The organism is Catellatospora sp. KI3 (genome assembly GCF_029948125.1).
Taxonomy (GTDB): Bacteria; Actinomycetota; Actinomycetes; order Mycobacteriales; family Micromonosporaceae; genus Catellatospora.
In genome coordinates this window covers 36829-57911 of the sequence record NZ_JASAMB010000020.1, presented here as the reverse complement: position 1 = coordinate 57911, position 21083 = coordinate 36829, and the positions used below count along the sequence as shown (strand labels likewise).

At 72.8% G+C, this 21083-nt stretch carries 19 protein-coding genes and 1 tRNA gene; 8 read left to right on the top strand and 12 right to left on the bottom strand.

What is annotated here, in order from left to right; all coding sequences use genetic code 11:
- Positions 1-96: 96 nt before the first annotated feature.
- Entirely contained in the window at positions 97-825 is a 729-nt protein-coding gene (locus tag QEZ54_RS27455; protein ID WP_281307619.1) for an SAM-dependent methyltransferase, read from the bottom strand.
- A gap of 127 nt (positions 826-952) precedes the next feature.
- A tRNA-Met gene (locus QEZ54_RS27450) sits at positions 953-1026 on the bottom strand.
- Positions 1027-1157: 131 nt separating this feature from the next.
- On the opposite strand from QEZ54_RS27450, the gene QEZ54_RS27445 reads away from it, so the two are divergent.
- Entirely contained in the window at positions 1158-2276 is a 1119-nt protein-coding gene (locus QEZ54_RS27445) for a substrate-binding domain-containing protein (RefSeq protein WP_281307618.1), read from the top strand.
- Between the two features lie 3 nt (positions 2277-2279).
- On the opposite strand, the gene QEZ54_RS27440 is transcribed toward QEZ54_RS27445, so the two are convergent.
- From QEZ54_RS27440 to QEZ54_RS27430, 3 genes are all read right to left on the bottom strand, one after another.
- The gene (locus tag QEZ54_RS27440; protein WP_281307617.1) at positions 2280-3071 is read right to left on the bottom strand and encodes a methyltransferase domain-containing protein; all 792 of its coding nucleotides are present in this window, start codon (positions 3069-3071) and stop codon (positions 2280-2282) included.
- A gap of 106 nt (positions 3072-3177) precedes the next feature.
- On the bottom strand, positions 3178-3843 hold the full coding sequence (locus tag QEZ54_RS27435; protein ID WP_281307616.1) for an NADPH-dependent F420 reductase: 666 nt from the start codon (positions 3841-3843) through the stop codon (positions 3178-3180).
- Positions 3844-3911: 68 nt separating this feature from the next.
- The gene (locus QEZ54_RS27430; RefSeq protein ID WP_281307615.1) at positions 3912-5288 is read right to left on the bottom strand and encodes a hypothetical protein; all 1377 of its coding nucleotides are present in this window, start codon (positions 5286-5288) and stop codon (positions 3912-3914) included.
- 203 nt (positions 5289-5491) lie between these two features.
- Between QEZ54_RS27430 and QEZ54_RS27425 the strand changes: the two genes are divergently transcribed.
- Entirely contained in the window at positions 5492-6904 is a 1413-nt protein-coding gene (locus tag QEZ54_RS27425) for a glycosyl hydrolase family 18 protein (RefSeq protein ID WP_281307614.1), read from the top strand.
- 167 nt (positions 6905-7071) lie between these two features.
- Entirely contained in the window at positions 7072-7782 is a 711-nt protein-coding gene (locus QEZ54_RS27420; RefSeq protein WP_281307613.1) for a VOC family protein, read from the top strand.
- On the opposite strand, the gene QEZ54_RS27415 is transcribed toward QEZ54_RS27420, so the two are convergent.
- The 3 genes from QEZ54_RS27415 to QEZ54_RS27405 form a co-directional block, all read right to left on the bottom strand.
- Positions 7779-8591 carry a hypothetical protein gene (locus QEZ54_RS27415; RefSeq protein WP_281307612.1) on the bottom strand — a complete coding sequence of 271 codons (813 nt, stop codon included), beginning with the start codon at positions 8589-8591 and terminating at the stop codon, positions 7779-7781. The two genes, QEZ54_RS27420 and QEZ54_RS27415, sit on opposite strands and share 4 nt — an antisense overlap.
- A gap of 39 nt (positions 8592-8630) precedes the next feature.
- Positions 8631-9809, bottom strand: a complete 1179-nt coding sequence (locus QEZ54_RS27410) for a metallophosphoesterase (RefSeq protein WP_281307611.1) — start codon at positions 9807-9809, stop codon at positions 8631-8633.
- Between the two features lie 119 nt (positions 9810-9928).
- The gene (locus QEZ54_RS27405) at positions 9929-10468 is read right to left on the bottom strand and encodes a dihydrofolate reductase family protein (protein ID WP_281307610.1); all 540 of its coding nucleotides are present in this window, start codon (positions 10466-10468) and stop codon (positions 9929-9931) included.
- Between the two features lie 128 nt (positions 10469-10596).
- On the opposite strand from QEZ54_RS27405, the gene QEZ54_RS27400 reads away from it, so the two are divergent.
- On the top strand, positions 10597-11025 hold the full coding sequence (locus QEZ54_RS27400; RefSeq protein WP_281307609.1) for a hypothetical protein: 429 nt from the start codon (positions 10597-10599) through the stop codon (positions 11023-11025).
- A 6-nt stretch (positions 11026-11031) separates the two neighbouring features.
- On the opposite strand, the gene QEZ54_RS27395 is transcribed toward QEZ54_RS27400, so the two are convergent.
- Positions 11032-11781, bottom strand: a complete 750-nt coding sequence (locus QEZ54_RS27395) for an SDR family oxidoreductase (protein ID WP_281307608.1) — start codon at positions 11779-11781, stop codon at positions 11032-11034.
- Between the two features lie 158 nt (positions 11782-11939).
- Between QEZ54_RS27395 and QEZ54_RS27390 the strand changes: the two genes are divergently transcribed.
- Positions 11940-12314: a hypothetical protein gene (locus QEZ54_RS27390; RefSeq protein ID WP_281307607.1), complete on the top strand. Its 375-nt coding sequence runs from the start codon at positions 11940-11942 to the stop codon at positions 12312-12314.
- A 45-nt stretch (positions 12315-12359) separates the two neighbouring features.
- Positions 12360-13181: an alpha/beta hydrolase gene (locus tag QEZ54_RS27385; protein ID WP_281307606.1), complete on the top strand. Its 822-nt coding sequence runs from the start codon at positions 12360-12362 to the stop codon at positions 13179-13181.
- Here the strand turns inward: QEZ54_RS27385 and QEZ54_RS27380 are convergent.
- Positions 13178-13750 carry a TetR/AcrR family transcriptional regulator gene (locus tag QEZ54_RS27380; protein ID WP_281307605.1) on the bottom strand — a complete coding sequence of 191 codons (573 nt, stop codon included), beginning with the start codon at positions 13748-13750 and terminating at the stop codon, positions 13178-13180. The two genes, QEZ54_RS27385 and QEZ54_RS27380, sit on opposite strands and share 4 nt — an antisense overlap.
- Before the next feature lie 171 nt (positions 13751-13921).
- On the opposite strand from QEZ54_RS27380, the gene QEZ54_RS27375 reads away from it, so the two are divergent.
- Positions 13922-14857, top strand: coding sequence for an SDR family NAD(P)-dependent oxidoreductase (locus tag QEZ54_RS27375; protein WP_281307604.1), 936 nt, complete (start codon positions 13922-13924; stop codon positions 14855-14857).
- A gap of 48 nt (positions 14858-14905) precedes the next feature.
- Here the strand turns inward: QEZ54_RS27375 and QEZ54_RS27370 are convergent, their stop codons facing one another.
- Positions 14906-15943 carry a glycoside hydrolase family protein gene (locus tag QEZ54_RS27370; RefSeq protein ID WP_281307603.1) on the bottom strand — a complete coding sequence of 346 codons (1038 nt, stop codon included), beginning with the start codon at positions 15941-15943 and terminating at the stop codon, positions 14906-14908.
- A gap of 155 nt (positions 15944-16098) precedes the next feature.
- Here QEZ54_RS27370 and QEZ54_RS27365 point away from each other — a divergent pair, with 155 nt between their 5' ends.
- Complete coding sequence (locus QEZ54_RS27365) at positions 16099-19029, top strand: AfsR/SARP family transcriptional regulator (RefSeq protein ID WP_281307602.1); 2931 nt, start codon at positions 16099-16101, stop codon at positions 19027-19029.
- Between the two features lie 154 nt (positions 19030-19183).
- On the opposite strand, the gene htpG is transcribed toward QEZ54_RS27365, so the two are convergent.
- Entirely contained in the window at positions 19184-21049 is a 1866-nt protein-coding gene (gene htpG / locus QEZ54_RS27360; RefSeq protein ID WP_281307601.1) for a molecular chaperone HtpG, read from the bottom strand.
- Positions 21050-21083 lie beyond the last annotated feature (34 nt).

Sequence of the window (21083 nt, the reverse complement as noted above, 5' to 3'; positions counted from 1 at the left end):
GGCGGCCCGTTTCCCGATCTGCCGGAAAACGGGCCGCCAGCCGCCGGTTCTCTCCTGGCGGGGACAGGATCCGAACCCGCGGTCGCCGGGCGGCCGTCAGACTCTGCACAGCACCGCGAAGGTGAGCCGGGTGCCCGGCTCGGCGTCCGCGTGCGGCCACTGGGCGCCGTAGACCACCCCGGGCTCCTGCACCTGCCAGCCCGCCAGCAGATCAAGGACCTCTTCCCGGGTACGCAGCACCGCCTGGCCGCTGGTCCGCCGGTAACCCGTCTCGATCTCCTCGACGGGGTTGGCGTCCTCTCTGGCGCCGTGCGACACGGCCAGGTGACTGCCCTCGGCGAGCCGTTTGCGCAGCAGGGTGAGCAGACCCGCGGGGTGGTCCTCGTCACCGACGAAGTTCAGCACGGCCAGCATCAGCACCGCGACGGGCCGGGAGAAGTCGAGCCCGCACCGATCGAGGATGTCGGCCATCTCCCGCACGTCACCGAGCAGGCATGTCGCCCCGTCGACGTCGGCCAGCAGCGCCTGGCTGCGGTCGACCACGTACGGGTCGTAGTCGACGTAGACCACTCGGGCACCGGGTGGCGCGATCTCGTGCACGTTGCGCTGTGTCGGAAGGCCGCTGCCGATGTCGAGGAACTGGCGGATGCCCGCCGCCGCGAGCCGGGTGACGACCCGCTCCAGGAACCCGCGGTTCTCCTGGACGGCGATCCGCACCTGGGGCACGGCTGCGAGCACCTGCTCGGCTGCCGCCTGGTCGACGGGGGTCGCCTCGGTGCCGCCGAGGTAGTAGTCGTACATCCTGGCCACATTCGGGGTGTCCATGCACATCGATGTTAGGGCATCCTGCTGCCGCTTCGCGCGGTCCCGCGACGGCCTGCGGACGCCGACGACCGCCCACAACAGGCGAGGGCGCTCACCCGGATGAACGGTGAGCGCCCTCGACTTCTCGTAGCGGGGACAGGATTTGAACCTGCGACCTCTGGGTTATGAGCCCAGCGAGCTACCGAGCTGCTCCACCCCGCGTCGGCTCCGTAAGACTACGTCATCGAGGTCGACAACGTCCAATCGGATACCCGTGTCCGCTCGAATCAAGGTATGGCCGCAGCTTGGCCGTACCGCTGGAGTTCACGCACCGGCCACGGAATCATGGCCCTATGCCCGAGCCGCCCCCGCAGCCGCCCGGCCTGATCGTCCCCGGACGACCCGGTCGCGGTGCGGCGACCCTCGGCGACACGGTCCACGTCGCGCTGGTCTTCCCGATGCGCGGACCGGCCGGCATCTTCGGTCCGACCTGCGAGTTCTGCGCCCAGCTGGCGGTGGAGGAGGTCAACCGGGGCGGCGGCGTGCTCGGCCGCGAGCTGTCGCTGGTGCCCGTCGACGGCGGCGCCCCGCCGGAGCAGGTCGCCCGGGAGGTCGAGTCGCTGGTGTCGCTGGGCGCGGTGCACGGCGTGACCGGCTGGCACATCTCCTCGGTCCGCCAGGCCCTCACCCCGCGCATCGCCCACCGCGTCCCGTACGTGTACACGGCGCTGTACGAGGGCGGCGAGCGCGCCGAAGGCGTCTTCCTGACCAGCGAGACCCCCGCCGAGCAGCTGCTTCCGGCGATGCGGCTGCTGGCCCGCGAGAAGCGGGTGCGCCGCTGGTTCGTCGTCGGCAACGACTACGTGTGGCCCAGGCGCACCGCCGCGGCCGCGCACCGCTACGCCGCGCAGACCGCGACGTCGCTCGTCGGTCAGGCGTTCCTGCCGCTGGGCGTGCACGACTTCGGGCCGGTGCTGCGCCGCGTCGAGCACAGCGGCGCCGACGCGGTGCTGATGCTGCTGGTCGGCAACGACGCGGTCCGGTTCAACCGGGCGTTCGCCGCGGCCGGGCTCGACCAGCACTGCCTGCGACTGAGCACACTGATGGACGAGAACATGCTGATGGCCAGCGGCGCGGGCGCCACCCGCGGCCTGTTCAGCGCGGCCGGCTTCTTCTCCGGCCTGGTCACCCCGGAGAACCTCGACTTCCACGGGCAGTACGCGCGGCGCTTCGGCATCGAGGCACCGCAGCTGGGCAGCCTCGGCGAGTCCTGCTACGAGGGCGTGCTGCTGCTCGCCGCGCTGATCAACCAGGCGCGGACGCTGGACGTGCGGGCGATCGGCGCGGGCGCCGACACGGTCCGCTACGACGGCCCGCGCGGCGAGATCACGATGCACCGGCGCCACGCCTGCCAGCGCATCTACCTCGCCGAAGCCGACCGGCTGGAGTTCAACGTGCTGACCCAGCTGTGACGGTCACTCGACCGGGGCGCTGGCGATCAGGTGGAACAGGCGCGCGGTGAGCAGGAACGGCATCCGGTCGGTCAGCGCCAGCTCCAGCCGCTCCAGTTCGGCGAAGAACGAGGCGTCGTACTTGCGCTCGTCGTCGGGGATGAAGTCGCAGACCGAGCGGATGCCGTAGTGGCCGAGCACGCCCGAGCCCAGCCGCCGCAGCGCGGCCGACACGTCGTCGGCGGTGCGCGGGTAGACGGGGGTGCTGAAGGTCTGGGTGTAGCGCTCGGTGGCGTCGAGTGACTCGTACGCCGCGGTGAGGTCCATGTCGCGGATGGCGATGCGCAGCGGCTCGGAGTGGGCGTTGGCGGCGATGATGCTGGCCAGGCCGCCGGGGCGCAGCGGGGCGAGCACGCTGGCCAGGGTGGACTCCACGTCGGCCACGTACGGCAGCAGGTTGTGGCACAGCACGAGGTCGTACGAGCCGGCCTCGACGACGTCGACGAGCTTGGCCACATCGGATTCGATGACGGTGACCCGGTTGCCGACGCCGGTGGACTCGGCCAGCGACCGGGCCGAGGCGAGCATCTGCGGCGCGTAGTCCACCAGGGTGACCTGGTGCCCGGCTGCGGCGTAGCGAACCGCCTCGACCCCGTTGCCGCCGGCCACGTCGAGGATGCGCAGCCTGCGGCCGTCCAGGTGGCGGGCGATGTTGTGCTCGGCCAGCGTGTAGCGCAGGCGGCCCCAGGGCGCGTCCTGCCACTGGCGCCAGGCGGTCACCTTGTCGTCGAAAACGTCGCGGGTCACGTCACTCATGCCTGCGACCGTAACCCGGCAGGCGCCGCGGGGCACGCTGGAACGCGCGTTAAGCCATCAGCCGATCGTGGCGCGCCGCTGCCGGTCGAGTGCCCGCACCCGCCGCTCAGGCGGCTTCGAGCGCCTGGCGCAGCTCGGCCTTGGTCGCCGGGCGCCCCTTCTCGTCCTCGAACGGCCCGTACGGCGTGCCGTAGGCGGGTGTGCCCGGCTGGTGCCGGCGCCCGCCCTCGGCCAGCGGGCCGCTGTCCACGCCGTCGTAGCCGATCGCCTCCAGGAAGGCGATCACCGCCAGCTTGGCCTCCGCATCGTCACCGGACACCACCAGCGCGCTGCGGTCGATCGCGTCGACCGGCCGCGCCAGCGAGCCCAGGTGCTTGTAGTAGATGTTGTTGAACACCTTCACCACCCGGGAGGCGGCCAGGTGCCGCTGCAGCAGCTCGCTGCTGGTGGTGCTGCCGTCGTCGAGCACCGCGATCTGCCCGTCGCGCTCGGGGTAGTAGTTGTTGGTGTCCATCACGACCTTGCCCGCCAGCGGCGCGGCCGGGATGCTGTCGTACGCGTGCAGCGGCACGCTGACCAGCACCAGGTCGCCCGCGCGGGCCGCCTCCTCGACGGTGCCCGCCCGCGCCCGCGGCCCCAGCTCGGCGGCGAGGTCGGCCAGCGTCTGCGGGCCGCGCGAGTTGCTGAGCACCACGTCGTAGCCGGCCGCCACGGCGAGCCTGGCCACGGTGCCGCCGATGTTGCCGCTGCCGATGAACCCGATGGTGGTCATGCTCCGCCTCTCGCCCGCACCGGGCCGCCCCGGTCGCCGTCATGGTCAACGCGGGGCGGCGGCGCAGGTCACTGGGCCGGCGCGAGCTGGTGCATGGCGCAGCCGAGCAGCACCGACGGGTCGGTGTAGATGCCGAGCACGGCCACGTCGCGGGCGACCGGCGCGGCCCGCAGCGCGGTGCCGCCGTAGCCGGCCGGGGCGGCGGGCATCGAGAACACTCCGAGATTCATCGTGTACGGCGTGAGCGTCCCGTCGGGCGCGGGCACCAGCTGGGGCTGCGGGTGGACGCGGCGCTGCAGCACCCAGCCGCCCTGCGCCAGCGCCTCGTCGAGCTGGGCCGCCCACTGCGGCGGCAGTGTCTGCCAGCCTGGCAGCACGCCGCTGCCGCCGTGCCGGAAGGCCGGTTTGAGGGTCAGCTCCGCGCGCTGCTCGATCGCGTGTTCGCGCAGGTCGGCCAGCATGCCGGTGTCGAGCTCGACGTCGCCGGGGCGGCAGATCCGGGTCCACGGCACGAAGCGGCGCAGCCGTTCGCGCAGCCCGGGTTCGAACAGCCCGGCGTGCTGGGACAGCAGCGCGAGCGCGGCCTTGGAGCTGAACACCTGGCAGCCCGGCGGGGTGAACATGAGCACCTCACCGCGTTCGACCGCGGCCAGCAAAGGCTCCACCAGCTCCCGCCCGGCCCGGGTGGCCGCCTGCTGGAGCAGGAAGCACCGGTAGACCACGTCCACCGGGCGGCCCTGCGCCCACACCCGCCCGTCGCGGTAGTCCAGCTGCCCGACGTGCACGGGGACGCTGTCCACGCCGTAGTGGCGGCGGTGCAGGTCGGCGCAGCGGCGCAGCGGCTCCTCGTTGTCGGGCAGGTCCGCGGGCAGGAACACCATGGCCACGGTCGGGGTGCTGTCGGGCGGCAGGCCGACCTCCAGGCGCATGCTGGCCAGGCACTCCCCCACCATGTCGGGGTAGCCCAGGCCGTGCTCGGCGGCGAACGAGGCGAGCACCGGATGCGCGAGCAGCGCCTCGTTGAGCAGCCCGGCCTCGACCAGCCCGACGGTGGAGCCGACGTTGTACTCCAGCAGCTTCGGGCCGGTGTCGTCGGCGTAGACGTCGGCGCGGCCGTAGCGGGTGACGGGGTGGCCGGCCTGGGTCCGTACCACCAGCTCGGTCTCATCCGGCGACAGGCCCACGGCCCGCGCGAACGCGGCGAGGTCCCCGCCGAACAGCAGGTCCGGCAGCCGGACCAGCGCCTCGTGCACGGCGGCCAGGTCGCCTACGAGGCGGGTGTGCTCGTCGTGGTCGAAGAAGAGCGGCCGGGCCAGGCACCGGTGCCGGTAGAACGACTCGATCACGGGCGGCACCCGCGTCGGCGGCAGCAGCTCGGCGGCGGTGAAGCCGCCCGCGCGGATGCGGTGCAGGTACAGCTCGGTGAGTGACGGACCGAACGCCATTGTTCTTTCCCTCCCTGGGCAGAGCCCAAGCCTATGGCTCGGGCACCGGCCGGGGGCACGACTCTCGAAACAGCTCGATCCACATCGGATAACACTTCGGTTGCATTAGATAGTTAAGTTTACTAAACTGCTGCGAAGCTCGGGACGAGCCGCTTCCTCATCCCGGACAACCTTTCCCGACCGGATCTCCGAAGGGGACAGACATGTCCGAATCGTCCCAACAGCGGGTACGTCGCGGCCGCTGGGCCGCCGCCGCTGTCGCCCTGGTGACCGCCGCCGCCGGCGCCACCGCCGCACTGCTCCCGGCCACCAGCGCCAACGCCGTCGTGCTCCCGAACAACTTCAAGAGCGTCGGCTACATGCCCTCCTGGGCGGGCAGTGTGGGCAGCATCCAGTTCAGCAAGCTCACCCACATCAACTACGCGTTCGCCCTGCCCAACAGCAACGGCACCCTGCAGGCGCTCGACAACCCGTCGAAGCTGTCGTCGCTGGTGTCCTCGGCCCACGCCAACGGCGTCAAGGTCTCCATCGCCGTCGGCGGCTGGAACGACGGCAACGACTCCGGGTTCGAGAGCCTGGCCGCCAGCAGCGGCGGGCGCACCACGTTCGTCAACAGCGTGATGGGCCTGGTCAACCAGTACGGCCTCGACGGCGTCGACATCGACTGGGAGTACCCGGACCCGGGCACCTCCGGCAGCAACTACGCCCTGCTGATGCAGCAGCTGTCGACCACCCTGCACAACAACGGCAAGCTGCTGACCGCGGCCGTCGTCTCCGAGGGCAACACCGCCAACGGCGTGCCCACCTCGGTCTTCGGCTACGTCGACTGGCTGAACATCATGGCCTACGACGGCGGCAGCCCGCACGCCAACTACAACTGGTCCATCAACGCGGTCAACTTCTGGAAGGGCCGCGGCCTGCCCGCGAGCAAGGCGGTGCTGGGCGTGCCGTTCTACAGCCGCCCGACCTACTACACGTACTCGCAGCTGGTGGCCATGGACCCGGCCAACGCCAACCGCGACTGCGTCACGGTCAACGGGTCGCAGGAGTGCTACAACGGCATCCCGACGATCAAGGCCAAGACCCAGTGGGCCATGGCCAACGCGGGCGGCATCATGAACTGGGAGCTGTCGCAGGACACCACCGGCTCGACCTCGCTGGTCAGCGCGATCTACGACACGGTCATGGGCGGCAGCCAGCCGCCGTCGAGCCCGCCGCCCGGCGGCGGCCGCACCGGCCGGATCACCGGCATCGGCGGCAAGTGCGTCGACGTGGCCGCGGCCAGCTCGGCCAACGGCACCGCCGTGCAGCTGTACACCTGCAACGGCACCACCGCGCAGACCTGGACCGTCGGCACCGACGGCACCATCCGCGCCCTGGGCAAGTGCCTGGACGTCACCGGCGGCGCCACCGCCGACGGCACGAAGATCCAGATCTGGGACTGCACGGCGAGCAACGCCAACCAGCAGTGGACCTACAACTCCTCCACCCAGCGCCTCACCAACCCCAAGTCCGGCAAGTGCCTCGACGCCACCGGCCAGTCCTCGGCAGACGGCACCCGCCTCCAGATCTGGTCCTGCAACACCCAGGCCAACCAGAAATGGATCCTCCCCTGACCGGGACCCCTGAACCCCGTCGATCATGAACCTATGGCACGGCTCGACGGCGTGTCGCCGCCATAACTTCATGATCGACGGAATGGTGGTGCCGCGCCGATCAGGGCGGCGCGGCACCACCGCCACCGCCCGGCGGGCATGATGGGCGGTGGCGAAGGGAGATGCCGATGATCGGCACGTTGCGCGGAGTGGTGCTCGACGCACCCGACATCAAGCGGCTCGCCGCGTTCTACACCGAGCTGTGCGGCTGGACCCAGCGGTACGCCGACGACGACTGGGTCGTCGTGGGGACCGGCGACGGCTGGCGCCTCGGCTTCCAGCTCAGCCCCGACCACGTGCCGCCGCAGTGGCCTGACCCCGCACATCCGCAGCAGGCGCACCTCGACCTGCGCGTGCCCGACCTCGACGCCGCCTCAGCGCGGGCAGTCGAGCTGGGCGCGCGGCTGCTGCGCCGCAACGAGACCTGGTACACCCTGGCCGACCCCGCCGGGCACCCGTTCGACCTGTGCCTGTCCGCCGAGCAGCCGCAGCCCGCGCTCGCGGGCGTGATGCTCGACTGCCCCGACGCCAAGCAGCTGAGCGCCTTCTACGCCGAACTGCTCGGCAAGCCCGTCACCTACGAGGGCGACGGCATGGCGATGATCGGCGAGGACGGCGCCCAGCCGCTGATGTTCCAGCAGGTCGCCGACTACCAGGCGCCCCGCTGGCCCGACCCCGCGCACCCGCAGCAGTTCCACCTCGACGTCACGGTCGACGACGTCGACGCGGCCGAGGCCGCGGTGCTGGAGCTCGGCGCGACCTCCCTGTTCATCGCCGGAGAGAACTGGCGCGTCTACACCGATCCGGCGGGCAAGCCGTTCTGCCTCTGCTGGGACTAGAAAGCCCCGTCGGTGTCGCTGGTGTACCGGTTGCGCTCCCGCTCCTCGTGCTCGATCTCGAACGGGAACCGGTACGCCGTACCGGCGCGCAGGAGCTCGCGCTGTCGCGGATCGAGCGCCCGTACCGCCGGATGCGGCAGCAGGCCCGCGCACAGGTCGTGCAGCGGATCGCGCCGCACCGGCCACGAGATCCCGGTGAACAGCACCAGCAGCAGGGTGAAGACCAGGCCGAGCAGCAGCAGCACCAGTGACCGGCCGACGAGGTCGCCCAGGCCGGTGGGGCCGCCGTCGCGCAGGAAGGTCACCTGGACGGCGAAGAAGGCGGCCAGCAGCACCGCGGTCCCGTAGGCGGCGAGCTGCAGCACGTCGTTCTCGTCGCGGGCCAGCCCGGGGTACCGGGCGTCCTGCTCACGCCGGAACTCCTCGCGCCGGCGACGCTGGTCGGCGTCCCAGGTGAGCTCCTTCAACCCCGCCGGGCCGTCGTGGCCGCGCAGGAACTCCAGCGCCGCCGCCTCGACCGGGTGCGCCGGAACGTCCCGCGCCGCCGTCGCCGTGACCAGGCCCTCCGGACTGATCTCGATCAGCCCCGCCCCCAGCAGGGCGGCGGCCACCGCCTCGTTCACGTCGCCGTCGGCGCGGTACCAGGCGTTCCCCCGGACGACGGCGTAGTACGGATCGATCGCGGCCACGTCGACGGCCGCACCGGCCCTGCGGTCCACCCGGTCACGCAGCCACCACAGGAAGCCGAGCACCACGAACACGGCCGCCGCGACCGCCGTCGCCACCCCCGCCAGGGTCCATTGACTCATGTACCCATCGTCGCAACGCGACGCTCGTCACGGCCAGACCTAAGCCGCGCGCAGTGTGAGCAGAGTGATCTCGCTGGGGGCGAACACGCGCAGCGGCGGACCCCAGAAACCGGTGCCGCGGCTGGTGTAGAGCTGGGTCTGCGCGCTGTGCCGGGTCAGGCCCTGCACCGCGGGCTGGTCGACGCGTACCAGGTAGTGGAACGGCCAGATCTGGCCGCCGTGGGTGTGCCCGGAGATCTGCAGGTCCACCCCCGCGGCCACCGCCGCCCCGATCTGCTGCGGCTGGTGGGCCAGCAGCAGCACCGGCAGGTCGCCGTCGGTGCCCGCCAGCGCCGCGGCCAGGTCGGCCTGGTGCCCGGGTCGGCCCGAGGACTTGGCGGTACGGTCGTCGACGCCCGCCACCACCAGCGTGTCCCCACCCCGGCGCACCAGCACGTGCCGGTTGTGCAGCGACTCCCAGCCCAGCTCCGTCATGTGGTCCAGCCAGTTCTGCGCGTCGCCCATGTACTCGTGGTTGCCGGTGACGTACACCCGGGCGTCGCGGGCGCGGATGTCGCCCAGCGGCGCGGCCTGGGCCCGGCGCTGGTCGACCGAGCCGTCGGCGATGTCGCCGGTGTGGCAGACGATGTCGGCGTCCAGGCTGTTGACGACCTCGGTGACGCCCTTGGACCAGCGCTCCCGGTCGATCGGCCCGTAGTGGGTGTCGGTCAGCAGCGCGACCTTCAGCCCGTCCAGTTCGCGGCCCAGGCGCGGCAGCACCACCTCGACGCGGCGGACCCTCGGCACCCGCATCGCCTCGACATACCCCCAGGCGATCAGGACGGCGCTGACCAGCAGCGTGAACGCGGCGACGAGGCGGGAGCGGACCGGGTCGGCGACGCCTGCCGCGGTCAGGCCGAGCCGCAGCACGTTGCCGAAGACCGACCACACGAACAGCACCCAGACGACGCCGAGCATGGTGTCGGCGATGCGGGCGGCCCAGTCGACGCGGCGGCCGTGGCCGTAGAACATCAGCGCGGGGAACGACAGCAGCGCGGCGCCGAACAGCACCGACCCGGCCGCCCCGACCAGGGCCGGCCAGTGCGCGGCCGAGTGCAGCAGCGTCCACCAGGGCACGCCGAACAGCAGGCCCAGCACCACGACCAGGACGGAGAAGAAGACCAGCGGACGGCCGACGCGGCGCGCCGGGCGTACGGTGACGGTTTCGGTGGCGGACATCGCGCTCCTCGCGTGCAGTGGCCTACGGCCAAGCATGCCTCACGGATGCTGAACGCCGGCTGAAGGTTTCCCGCAGTTTCGCCGCCAGTGTCCGCTCGCCTCCGGCGGCGTCCCGATGGCTACCTCTTGGGTTCGTACCGCAGCACCACGGCCCCCGAGTCCAACTCCTGCCGGCCCACGAGCTTCAGGTCGACGTACTTCGACAGCCCCGCGAACAGCGTCGGCCCGTGTCCGGCGATCCGGGGTATCACCACGAACTCATACTCGTCGATCAGGCCCAGCTCCGCCAGCGCCAACGGCAGCCGCACGCCGCCCACCAGCACTTCCCCGCCCGGCTCCTGCTTGAGCCGGGAAACGGCCTCGCCCAGGTCCCCGCGCAGGAGTTCGGCGTTCCAGTCGACCTGCTGCAGGGTGCTCGACACGACGTACTTCTTCGCCGCGTCGATCGTCCGCGCAAACGGGTCCGCCTGGTCGGGCTCGGCCGCCCGCGGCCGCCACGCGGCCTCCATCATCTCGTAGGTCACCCGGCCGAGCAGGAGCGCGTCGGCCCGGCTGAGGTTCGCGGCGTGGTGGCGGTGCAGCTCCTCGTCGGCGATACCGGCGCGATGGTCGCAGCATCCGTCCAAGGTGATATTGATGGAGTACCGAAGTGATCGCATCCGCACAGGGTACGAGGCCGCCCGGACAATTCCGGACCGCCGGAGCCGCGACACACCACCAGGATGGCCGACGACGGCTGGACTGAGCCCGTCGACAGGCCAGGCGGGAGAACGTAAGCTGTCGCGCCATGACGCTGTCGGTAGCCGTGCAGATCGCCGTCGCGATCGTCTGGCTGGGCCTTTACCTGGTGCTGTCGGTGCGCTACCAGCGCAGCTGGGACGCGCGGATGCGCGCCGCCCTGGGCCGTCGCCTGGGCACCGGCGTCGGCTGGGCCCAGTCCAACGGATCCGGCGACCCGTTCACCGACGACACCACCGCAGGCGCCCCGGTCTGGCGCGCCGAGGGCACCGGCTCGCTGGGGCAGCAGCTGTGGCAGCACGGGGTCGCCCGCGCCGCCCAGCTCGCCGTCATGGTCGGGCTCGGCGTGCTGCCCGCGGCGGCGCTGCTGGGGGTGGAGTTCCTGCTGCACTTCCACGGGCTGGTCGTCCTCGGCACCGCGCTGGCCGTGATCGCGATCTTCTCGCTGTTCTGGGTGGGCACCTACCGCCGCTCGTGAGCACGCTCAGGCGGGCACGGCCCCGCAGGTGATGTTCAGCGACGTGGCGGTGATGCTGCGGGCGGCGTCCGAGGCGGCGAAGACGGCCACGTTGCCGACGTCGGCCAGGCTCGCGGCCCGGCCGAGCATGGTCCGGGCCTCGATCGCGGCGGTGACGTCGGCGCGGCCGGGCGTGCCCGCCGCGATGGACTCGGGCACCCCCGCGGTCTGCAGCGTGATCACCCGTACGCCGCGCGGGCCCAGCTCGCAGGCCAGCGCCCGGCGCAGCGACTCCAGGCCGCCGAAGGCCACCTGCATGCCGCCGAGGTTGGGCAGCGGGTCGCCGTAGCCGCCGAACAGCAGGATGGCGCCGGAGCCCCGGGCGGCCATGTGCCGGGCGGCGGCGCGGGCGGTGAGGAAGTTGCTGCGGATCGCGGTGCGGACCGGCGCCTCGAACTCGGCCAGGCTGATCTCCGTGAGCGGCCTGCCGTGCACCGCGCCGTGGGAGATCAGGTTGATGGTCACGTCGACGCTGCCGAAGCGCTCGGCCACCGCGTCGACGTGCTCGGTGACCGCGGCCTCGTCGAGGGCGTCCACGACGGCGGGCTCGGCGGCCCCGCCCTCGCCCCGGATCTTCTCGGCCACACGGTCGAGGCCGGCCCGGGTGCGGCCCGCGAGATGCACGGTCGCGCCCTGGGCGGCGAACGCGCGCGACACCGCGCCGCCGATGGCGCCGCCCGCGCCGTACACGATCGCGTTCTTGCCCTTGAGCAGCACCGCCGCACCTCCCGGTCACCCGGCGCCACCGCGGCGCCGACCTGATCACGGTAGGCCCGCGCCGCCCGGCGGCACGCGCAGGGCCGCCGGTTTGCGCCGATCGCGGCCACCGGGGCCGCGAGGGCGCGCAGACTCGCAGGTGGAAGGGGGTGGCCGGGGTGACGATCGAGGACGGTCCGGGCCAGGGTCCGATCGCGCAGGTCCAGGAAGGCATGCGGGTGTACGACAGCGCCGGTGCCGACCTCGGCGAGGTCGTCGACGTGAAGCTGGGCGACCCGCTGGCGGTGACCGAGGAGGGCCAGGTCAGCGGCGAGCCGCACGGCCTGCTCGGGGTGGTGCTCGACCCCGAGGCGAACGAGCCGCACGTGCCCGGCGAGCTGGCCCAGGGGCTGCTCCGCGAGGGCTACCTGAAGATCCACCACGGCGGCCTGCGCCGCCACACCTGGTACGCCCCCGCCGGTGACGTCGCGGGGGTCGACGGCGACACGGTCCGGCTGTCGGTGACCAAGGACCGGCTGCTGCCCGCGCGATGAGCGATGGGACTCCACTGGGGACAGCCGCGCCGATAGGGTCATCACATGCTGGTACACGCGCGGGGTCTGGAGTTCGACGTGTCGGTGTCCGGTCCCGAGGACGGGCGGCCGGTGCTGCTGCTGCACGGCTTTCCGCAGCACTCCGGCGAGTGGGACGCGGTGGTGGCGCGGCTGAACGCCGCCGGGATGCGCACGTACGCCCTGGACCAGCGCGGCTACAGCCCCGGTGCCCGGCCCGGCGAGGTCGAGTCGTACCGGGTGGACGAGCTGGTCGCCGACGCGCTGGCGGTGCTGGACGAGCTGGGCGTGCCCTGGGCTGACGTGGTCGGCCACGACTGGGGCGCGGTGATCGCCTGGTACCTGGCGGCCGGTCATCCGGGGCGGGTGCGCACGCTGACGGCGGTGTCGGTGCCGCATCCGGCGGCCTACCTCGCGGCGCTGACCGGTGACGCCGACCAGCAGGGGCGCTCGGCGTACATCCAGCTGTTCCGGCAGCCGGGGGTGGCCGAGGACCTGCTGCTCAGCGAGGACGCGGAGCGGCTGCGGGCGGTGTTCACCGGCTGCCCGCCCGAGTCCGTCGAGTCGTACGTGGCGCCGATGCGGGAGCCGGGCGCGCTGACGGCGGCGCTGAACTGGTACCGGGCGGGCGACTTCCACGGCATGGGGCGGCTGGGCCCGGTGAGCGTGCCGACGACGTTCGTGTGGAGCGACGGCGACCTGGCCGTGGGCCGGGCCGCGGCGGAGGGCTGCGTCGAGCACGTGACCGGCGACTACCGGTTCGTCGAGGTCGCCGGGGTCAGCCACTGGATCCCGGACCAGGCGCCCGATGCGGTCGCCGAGGCGGTGCTGGCCCGCACCGCGGGCTAGGCCGGGCGGTGCCGTAGGCCGTCCATGAGCAGGTCGAGCAGGCGCCCGGCCTGCTCGCGGCGGCCCGGGTCGCCGGTGGCCAGCGAGATCCCGCTCAGGCCGGTGAGCACGTCCTCGGCGGCGACGTCGGCGCGCAGCAGTCCTGCGGCGGCGCCCGCCGCGACCAGGGTGTCGACCGCGCCGACGAGGCGGTCGCGGCTGTGCGCGAACGGGTTGCCGCCCGAGGCGATGACGGCCTTGAGCACGTCGGCCATGCCCCGCTTGGTGGTCATGTACTCCACGAACCGGTCCATCCACACCCGCAGCGCCCGGTCCGGCGGCAAACTCTGGAGCAGGTCGGTCACGCCGTCGCAGAGCCGGTTGAGTTCGCTGCGGTAGGCGGCCTCGACCAGCGCCTCGCGGGTCGGGAAGTGGCGGTAGAGGGTGCCGATGCCGACCCCGGCCTCCTTGGCGATGGCGTCGAGGGTGGTGTCCGGCCCCTCCTGCGCGAAGGCCCGGGCCGCGGCGTCAAGCAGGCGCTGGCGGTTGCGCTGCGCGTCGGCGCGCAGCGGGCGGGTGCTGGCCGACACTTGCCCTCCTCGGGGTGCTGCTCCGGCGCGGCGCCGGAGCGTTCATTGTCGAAGCGGCGGGCCCGGTTGCAAAACGGAGCAACCTCCGATTACTGTCGGTCGTATCGGAGCTGCCTCCGCTTATAGCATCGTAACTGGTGGAGGGGCACGGACGAGTCAGGACGGAAGATCATGACTGAGCGAATCACCACGCCGTTCTCGGCGACCTCGACCGCGGCCGAGGTCGCCGCGGGCATCGACCTCACCGGCCGCCGGGCCGTGGTCACCGGCGGCGCCTCGGGCATCGGCATCGAGACCGCGCGGGCGCTGGCCGGAGCCGGTGCGCAGGTCACCCTCGCCGTACGCGACACCGCCGCCGGTGCCCGCACCGCCGAGGACATCACCGCGACCACCGGCAACAAGGACATCCACGTCACCGCGCTGGACCTGACGGACCTGGCGTCGGTGGCCGCGTTCGTCGACGGCTGGGACGGCCCGCTGCACCTGCTGATCAACAACGCGGGCGTGATGGCCACTCCGGAGACCCGCACCTCGCGCGGCTGGGAGCTGCAGTTCGCCACCAACCACCTGGGCCACTTCGCGCTGGCCACCGGCCTGCACCCGGCCCTGGCCGCCGCCGACGACGCCCGGGTGGTGTCGGTCAGCTCCACCGCGCACCTGCGCTCGCCCGTGGTCTTCGAGGACATCCACTTCCGCGAGCGCGAGTACGAGCCGTGGGCGGCGTACGGGCAGTCCAAGACGGCCAACGTGCTGTTCGCCGTCGAGGCGCAGCGGCGCTGGGCGGCCGACGGCATCACCGTGAACGCGCTGATGCCGGGCGGGATCCGGACCAACCTCCAGCGCCACATCACCGACGAGGACCTGGCCCGGCTGCGCAGCGCGACCGGCAGCGGGGACTTCCAGTGGAAGACGCCGGAGCAGGGCGCGGCCACCTCGGTGCTGCTGGCGACCGCGCCGTACCTGAGCGGCGTCGGCGGGCGCTACTTCGAGGACTGCAACGAGGCCGGGCCGAACCAGCCGGGCACCCGCACCGGGGTCGCGGCGTACGCGCTCGACCCGGAGGCCGCGCAGCGGCTGTGGCAGGTGTCGGTGGACACTCTCGCCTGAGCACCGCACGGGTGGCCGCCGTCGACGGCGGCGGCCACCCGGCCGAGGTCAGCCCGCGGCGCGATAGGCCCGGCCGGCGGCCGTGGCCAGGGCGCCCGGCCGGTACAGCCCCGTCCCCTGGTTGCCCTCCTTCGGCGTGGGCAGCGCGAACCAGGCGTAGCGCTCCACCGAGGACAGGCTCTGCAGCATCGCGGTCGAGCGGGTCGCGAACGAGGCCTGCTGCGCGTCGGTCGGGAACACCGCCCCGCCGGGGCCCCACTTGATCAGGGCGTACTCGGTCAGCCAGATGGGCTTGTGATAGCGGTTCCACACGGCCTGCACGTAGTCGCGCAGGTGGTCGACGGCGGCGGGCGAGAAGTCCGAGCCGTACCAGTGCAGGGCGATGAAGTCGACCCGGTAGCCGCGGTCGCGCGCACCGCTGAGGAACCGGTCCAGCCAGCCGCCCGGCCGGTCCGCGCCCACGGCCACCGCGGGGCTGCCCAGTCGCAGCCCGGTCGCCTGCAGCCGGGGCCACAGCTCCAGCGCCCGCTCCACCGTCATGTTCGACTGGCTGGCGAAGTCCGGCTCGTTGAAGCCCAGCAGCTCCCGGCCGTTGGCCTTGGCCCGGGCCAGCTCACCGTCGTTGACCGAGTTCGCGCCCCAGATCATCGGCACGAACGCCGCCGAGCCGCCCGCGCCCCCGGTCGGGCCGGACGCCCAGTTGTAGTACCAGGACGCGCCCACGTCCTTCAGCGCCGCGCCGAGCCCGGCGAACTCCCATACGCTGACGCCCTTCTTCGCCGACCGGCGGCCCGCACCGCCACCGGCCGCCGAACCCGACGGACTCGGCCGGGGCGAGCGCGACGGCGACGCCGCGACCGGCGGCGACGGCAGCGGCGACGGCGACCTGGTGGCGGCGGCGCCGGTGGACTGCGCCGGCGGCCCCGCGGCGTCGGCGAGCCGGTCCGGGGACGGGCCCGGGCGGGTGAGCGTCCACACCGCGGCGACGAGCACCACCAGCAGCAACGGCAGCAGGGCGGGCCACCAGCGGCGCAGCGGGCTGCGGCGGGCGTGGCGACCGGGGCGGGGTGGCGGGGTCTGCTCCACGAGCCGTCACCCTAGTGGGGCACCGGGCGCGGCGCCCGGCTGCGGCCACCCCTCGGGAAACGACTGCGGCCGAGGTCGCAAACGCGAGAAGCAATTTCCACCCGGTCGTACGAGGCGACTACAGTGATCGCTCACCGGCCCTACCGGGGGTAGCAGTGATCGAGTTCGCCGTGCTCGGACCGTTGACCATCAAGCTCGATGGCCGGCCCGTGACCCTGGCGACCCCGAAACTGCGCCAGCTGCTGGTGATGCTGCTCGCCTCGGCGGGCCGCCCCGTCGCCGCCGACGTGCTCGCGCACTGCCTGTGGGGTGCCCACCCGCCCAAGACCGCACGCAAGTCGCTGATGGTGTACGTCTCCCGCCTGCGCACCCAGCTCGGCAAGACCGACCGCATCGAGTTCGGACCGGCCGGATACACGATCGCCCTGCTGCCCGGCGAGCTCGACGCCCAGGTGTTCGAGCAGCTGCTGGCCGACGCCGGGGCGGCCCGCACCGCCGGGGACGCGCACCGGGCCACCACGCTGCTGCGGCAGGCGCTGGAGCTGTGGCGCGGCGACGCCTACTTCGACGCCCCCGACGCCCGCGCCGAGCACGACCGGCTCGAGGAGCTGCGCCTCACCGCGTTCGAGGACCTGATCGACGCCGAGCTGGGCGCCGGGCGGCACACCGGCGTCATCACCGAGCTTGCGGCGACGATCGCGGCCCACCCGTACCGGGAGCGGCCGCGCGGGCAGCTGATGCTCGCGCTGTACCGCAGCGGCCGGCAGGCCGAGGCGCTGGCGGTCTACCGCGACGCCCACGAGCGCTTCACCGAGGACCTGGGCCTGGAGCCGCTGCCCCCGCTGCAGCAGCTCCAGCAGCAGATCCTGCACGCCGACCCGGCGCTGGACGCGCCCGCCACCGCGGCCGCGCCCCGGTTCCGGTTCCTGCCCCGCAACATCCCCGACTTCACCGGCCGCGACGGCGACCTGCGGTGGCTCGACGAGGTCGCCCAGCAGCCGGGCAACACCGCCGTGATCACCGCGATCGCGGGCACCGCCGGGGTGGGCAAGACGGCGCTGGCCGTCCACTGGGCGCACGGTGCGGCGGCCCGGTTCCCGGACGGGCAGCTGTACCTGAACCTGCGCGGCTACGACCGCGACCACCCGTTGCGGCCCATCGACGCGGTGACCCACCTGCTGCTGTGCCTGGACGTGCCCGCCGACGCGATCCCGGTCGCGTTCGACGACGCGGTGGCGCGCTTCCGCGACACGGTCGCGGGCAAGCGGATGCTGATCGTGCTCGACAACGCCAGCACCGCCAAGCAGGTGCGCCCGCTGCTGCCGGGCGAGCCCGGCTGCCTGGTCGTGGTGACCAGCCGCGACCGGCTGTCCGGACTGGTCGCCCACGACGGCGCGCAGCGGCTGACGCTGGGGCTGCTGCCGCCCGCCGAGTCGGTCGAGCTGCTGCGCCGGGTGCTGGGCAAGGAGCGCGTCGACGCCGACCTGGCGCACATGCGCGAGCTGGCCGACCTGTGCGCGCACCTGCCGCTGGCGCTGCGCATCGCCGCCGCCCAGCTGGCCGACCAGCCCGACCTCGACACCGCCTCGTACGTCGCCGCGCTGCGCGCCCGCAGCCGGGTCGCCGCGCTCGCCCTGGACGACGACGAGGACCTGGCCGTGCGGTCGGTGCTCGACCAGTCCTGCCACGCCCTGTCCCCCGCCGACCAGGCGGGATTCCGGATGCTCGGGGCGTTCCCCGGCGTGGACGTCACCGCCGACAGCGTCGCGGCACTGGCCGGGACCGACCCGGAGGCGGCGGCGCGGCTGCTGGAGCGGCTGGCCGCCGGGCACCTGCTCGACGAGCACGCCCCCGGCCGGTTCACCTGGCACGACCTCATCGGCGACTACACCCGGACCGTGCTGGAGGAGCGCGCCGAGGACGTCGGCGCGCCGCTGCGGCGGCTGCTGGCCGACTACACCGGCCGGGCCGAGGCCGCCAACGGTGAACTGCTGTCCGCGCACGAGGAGACCGCCGCGCGGGCGCGGGCCTGGCTGGAGCGGGAGCGGCGCAACCTGGTCGAGTGCGTGGCCCGCGCGGCCGAGCTGGGCTGGGGCGAGGCCGCCGCGCGGCTGGCGGTGCCGCTGTGGCGGTTCCTGCACTTCGCCGGGCACACCACCGACTGGGTCGCGATGTTCGAGCGGGCCGTGGCGGCCAGCGACGGCATCGACGAGGCGCTGCAGGCGTCGGTGCTCAACGCGCTGGGCGGCGCCTACATCAAGGCGGGGCGGTACGGCGAGGCGATCACGATCCACGAGCGCTGCGTCGGCGTGCGCACGGCGCTGGGCGACCACGCGGGCGTGGCCCGGTCGTACGCCAACCTGGCCCTGTCCTATGAGCACCAGGGACGCTACGACGACGCGCTGGCGCAGGTGCGCCACGGCCTGGACGCGGCCCGCCGGGCCGGGGACCGGGCGTTCACGGCCGCCATGCTCAGCGGCAGCCTGCCCACGCTGTACCTGCACAACGGCCAGATCGAGCAGGCGCGGGAGATCCTGCGCACGCACCTGCCCGAGATCCGGGCCGACGGCAGCGACCTCGACGTCGCCCGGGCGCTGCACAACCTGGCCGAGGGCCACTGCCGGGCGGGCGAACCGGAGCTGGCGATGCCGCTGCTGACCGAGGCCCGCGAGATCGCCGAGCGGACCGGCGACCGGCACCAGGTGATGGCGGCCTCGTGGATCCTGGGCAACGTCATGCGCGACACGGGCCGCCCGCAGGAGGCCGTCGACCTGATCGAGCAGGCGCTCGCGGAGATCAGCTTCTCCGGGTCGCGGGGCGAGGAGGTCGAGGTCCGCAACGACCTGGCCCTGTCGTACGCGCAGGCCGGCGCCGCCGACCAGGCGGTGGCCGAGTACCGGCGCAGTGTGGCGCTGGCCCGCGAGATCGGCACCCGGCACTTCGAGGCGACCGCGCACGCGGGCCTGGCCCGGCTGCTGCGCGGCACCGACCCGGGCGCGGCCGACGACCACCTGGCCCAGGCGTTGCGGATCCTCGACCAGGTCAACCCGCCCGAGGCGGCCCGACTGCGGTCCGGGCGCCCGTAACCGACGCCCGCTCGCCCCCGCCCTGCGGTTTGCCATAGACGCTGGCCTATCACGTCGACTTCGATCTTGTTCCAGTCGATGTGATAGGGCCAACGTCTATTCGAAACGGAGCTGGGCGGGGCGGGGCGGCGGGAGGGAGGTGCCGCGTGGGTGGTTACAGGGAGCGGGAGAGGCGGTCGGCCAGGCGGCGGGTGAAGCCGGCCGGGTCGTCGAGTTCGCCGCCCTCGGCCAGCAGGGCCATCGCGTACAGGAACTCGGCGTTCTCGGCGAGGGCGTCGTCGTCGCCGCGTTCGGCGTGCGCGGCGCGCAGCTTCTCCACCAGCTGGTGCTGCGGGTTCAGCTCCAGGATGCGCTTGGTCTTCGGCACGTCCTGGCCCATCGCCCGGTAGAGCCGCTCCAGCGCGGGCGGGGCGTCGAAGGCGTCGGACACCAGGCACGCCGCCGAGGTGGTCAGGCGCGAGCTCAACCGCACCTCCTTGACCTTCTCGGTCAGCCGGGTGCCCATCCAGGCCAGCAGCTCGGAGAACGTCTCGGTGGCGGGCTCCTCGTCGCGCTCGGACTTGAGGTCGACCTCGCCCCGGCTGGCGGAGGTGAACGGCTTGCCGTCGAATTCGCCGACCATGTCGACCCACATCGCGTCGACCGGGTCGTGCAGCAGCAGCACCTCGATGCCGTTGGCGGCGAACGCCTCCAGGTGCGGCGAGTTCTCCAGGGTGGACCGCTGCTCGCCGACCAGGTAGAAGATCTCGGTCTGGTCGGCCTTCATGCGCTCGACGTACTCGCGCAGCGTGGTCGGCCGCGCGGGGTCGTGGGTGGACGCCAGCTGGACGACGTCGAGGATCGCCGCCTTGTTGTCCGGATCGTTGACCAGGCCCTCCTTGACCGCCTGGCCGAACTCGCGCCAGAACCCGGCGTACTTCTCCGGGTCCTTGGCCAGCATGTCCTTGAGCGTGCCGAGGACCTTGCGGACCAGGCGGCGCCGGATGGTCTGGATCTGCCGGTCCTGCTGCAGGATCTCGCGGGAGACGTTGAGCGACAGGTCGGCGGCGTCGACGACGCCCTTGACGAAGCGCAGGTACTCCGGCAGCAGCGCCTCGCAGTCGTCCATGATGAACACGCGCCGGATGTAGAGCTGGACGCCGCGCCGGGTGCCCCGGCTGAACAGGTCGTGCGGCGCGCGGGCGGGCAGGAACAGCAGCGCGTCGAAGGTGAGCGTGCCCTCGGCCCGCAGGTGGACGGTCTCCAGCGGATCGGTCCAGTCGTGACTGACGTGCCGGTAGAACTCGGTGTACTCCTCGGGCTTGATCTCGGCGGCGGGCCGGGACCACAGCGCCTTCATCGAGTTGAGGGTCTCGGGCTCCTCGGCGTCCGGCGCCGTCATCCGGATCGGCCAGGAGATGAAGTCGGAGTAGCGCTTGACGATGCGCCGCAGCACGGCCGCGTCGCTGTAGTCGAACAGGTGGTTGTCCTCGTCGGCCGGCTTGAGGTGCAGCGTGACAGAGGTGCCGACCGGCGCGTCGGCGACCTCGGACACCTCGTACGTGTCCGCGCCGGCCGACTCCCAGCGGGTGCCCTCGGCCTGGCCCGCCCGGCGGGTCACCAGGACGACCCGGTCGGCCACCATGAAGCTGGAGTAGAACCCGACGCCGAACTTGCCGATGAGCTCGGCGGTGCCGTCCTGCTTGGCCTGCTGCCAGCGGCTGACGAACTCGGCCGTGCCGGACCGGGCGATCGTGCCGATCAGCTCGACGACCTGGTCGCGGGTCATGCCGATGCCGTTGTCGCGGATGGTCAGGGTGCGCTGCTCCGGGTCGGCCGACAGCTCGATGTGCAGGTCGCCGGTGTCGGCGTCGAGCTCCTTGTCGACCAGCGACTCCAGCCGCAGCTTGTCGAGGGCGTCGGACGCGTTGGAGACGAGTTCCCGCAGGAAGACGTCCTTGTTCGAGTAGATGGAGTGGATCATCAGCTGGAGCAGCTGCTGCGCCTCCGCCTGGAACTCGAACGTTTCGACCTGGCCCACCGGCACATCCCCCTTCTGCGTTAGCACTCACCCT

Excerpts from the sequence above, each read along its gene's own strand:
- QEZ54_RS27425 (WP_281307614.1), top strand. The coding sequence starts at position 5,492 with ATGTCCGAATCGTCCCAACAGCGGGTACGTCGCGGCCGCTGGGCCGCC.
- QEZ54_RS27375 (WP_281307604.1), top strand. The coding sequence starts at position 13,922 with ATGACTGAGCGAATCACCACGCCGTTCTCGGCGACCTCGACCGCGGCC.
- QEZ54_RS27440 (WP_281307617.1), bottom strand. The coding sequence starts at position 3,071 with ATGAGTGACGTGACCCGCGACGTTTTCGACGACAAGGTGACCGCCTGG.
- QEZ54_RS27445 (WP_281307618.1), top strand. The coding sequence starts at position 1,158 with ATGCCCGAGCCGCCCCCGCAGCCGCCCGGCCTGATCGTCCCCGGACGA.
- QEZ54_RS27455 (WP_281307619.1), bottom strand. The coding sequence starts at position 825 with ATGGACACCCCGAATGTGGCCAGGATGTACGACTACTACCTCGGCGGC.
- QEZ54_RS27430 (WP_281307615.1), bottom strand. The coding sequence starts at position 5,288 with ATGGCGTTCGGTCCGTCACTCACCGAGCTGTACCTGCACCGCATCCGC.
- QEZ54_RS27410 (WP_281307611.1), bottom strand. The coding sequence starts at position 9,809 with ATGTCCGCCACCGAAACCGTCACCGTACGCCCGGCGCGCCGCGTCGGC.
- QEZ54_RS27405 (WP_281307610.1), bottom strand. The coding sequence starts at position 10,468 with ATGCGATCACTTCGGTACTCCATCAATATCACCTTGGACGGATGCTGC.
- QEZ54_RS27420 (WP_281307613.1), top strand. The coding sequence starts at position 7,072 with ATGATCGGCACGTTGCGCGGAGTGGTGCTCGACGCACCCGACATCAAG.
- QEZ54_RS27400 (WP_281307609.1), top strand. The coding sequence starts at position 10,597 with ATGACGCTGTCGGTAGCCGTGCAGATCGCCGTCGCGATCGTCTGGCTG.
- QEZ54_RS27435 (WP_281307616.1), bottom strand. The coding sequence starts at position 3,843 with ATGACCACCATCGGGTTCATCGGCAGCGGCAACATCGGCGGCACCGTG.
- QEZ54_RS27415 (WP_281307612.1), bottom strand. The coding sequence starts at position 8,591 with ATGAGTCAATGGACCCTGGCGGGGGTGGCGACGGCGGTCGCGGCGGCC.
- QEZ54_RS27385 (WP_281307606.1), top strand. The coding sequence starts at position 12,360 with ATGCTGGTACACGCGCGGGGTCTGGAGTTCGACGTGTCGGTGTCCGGT.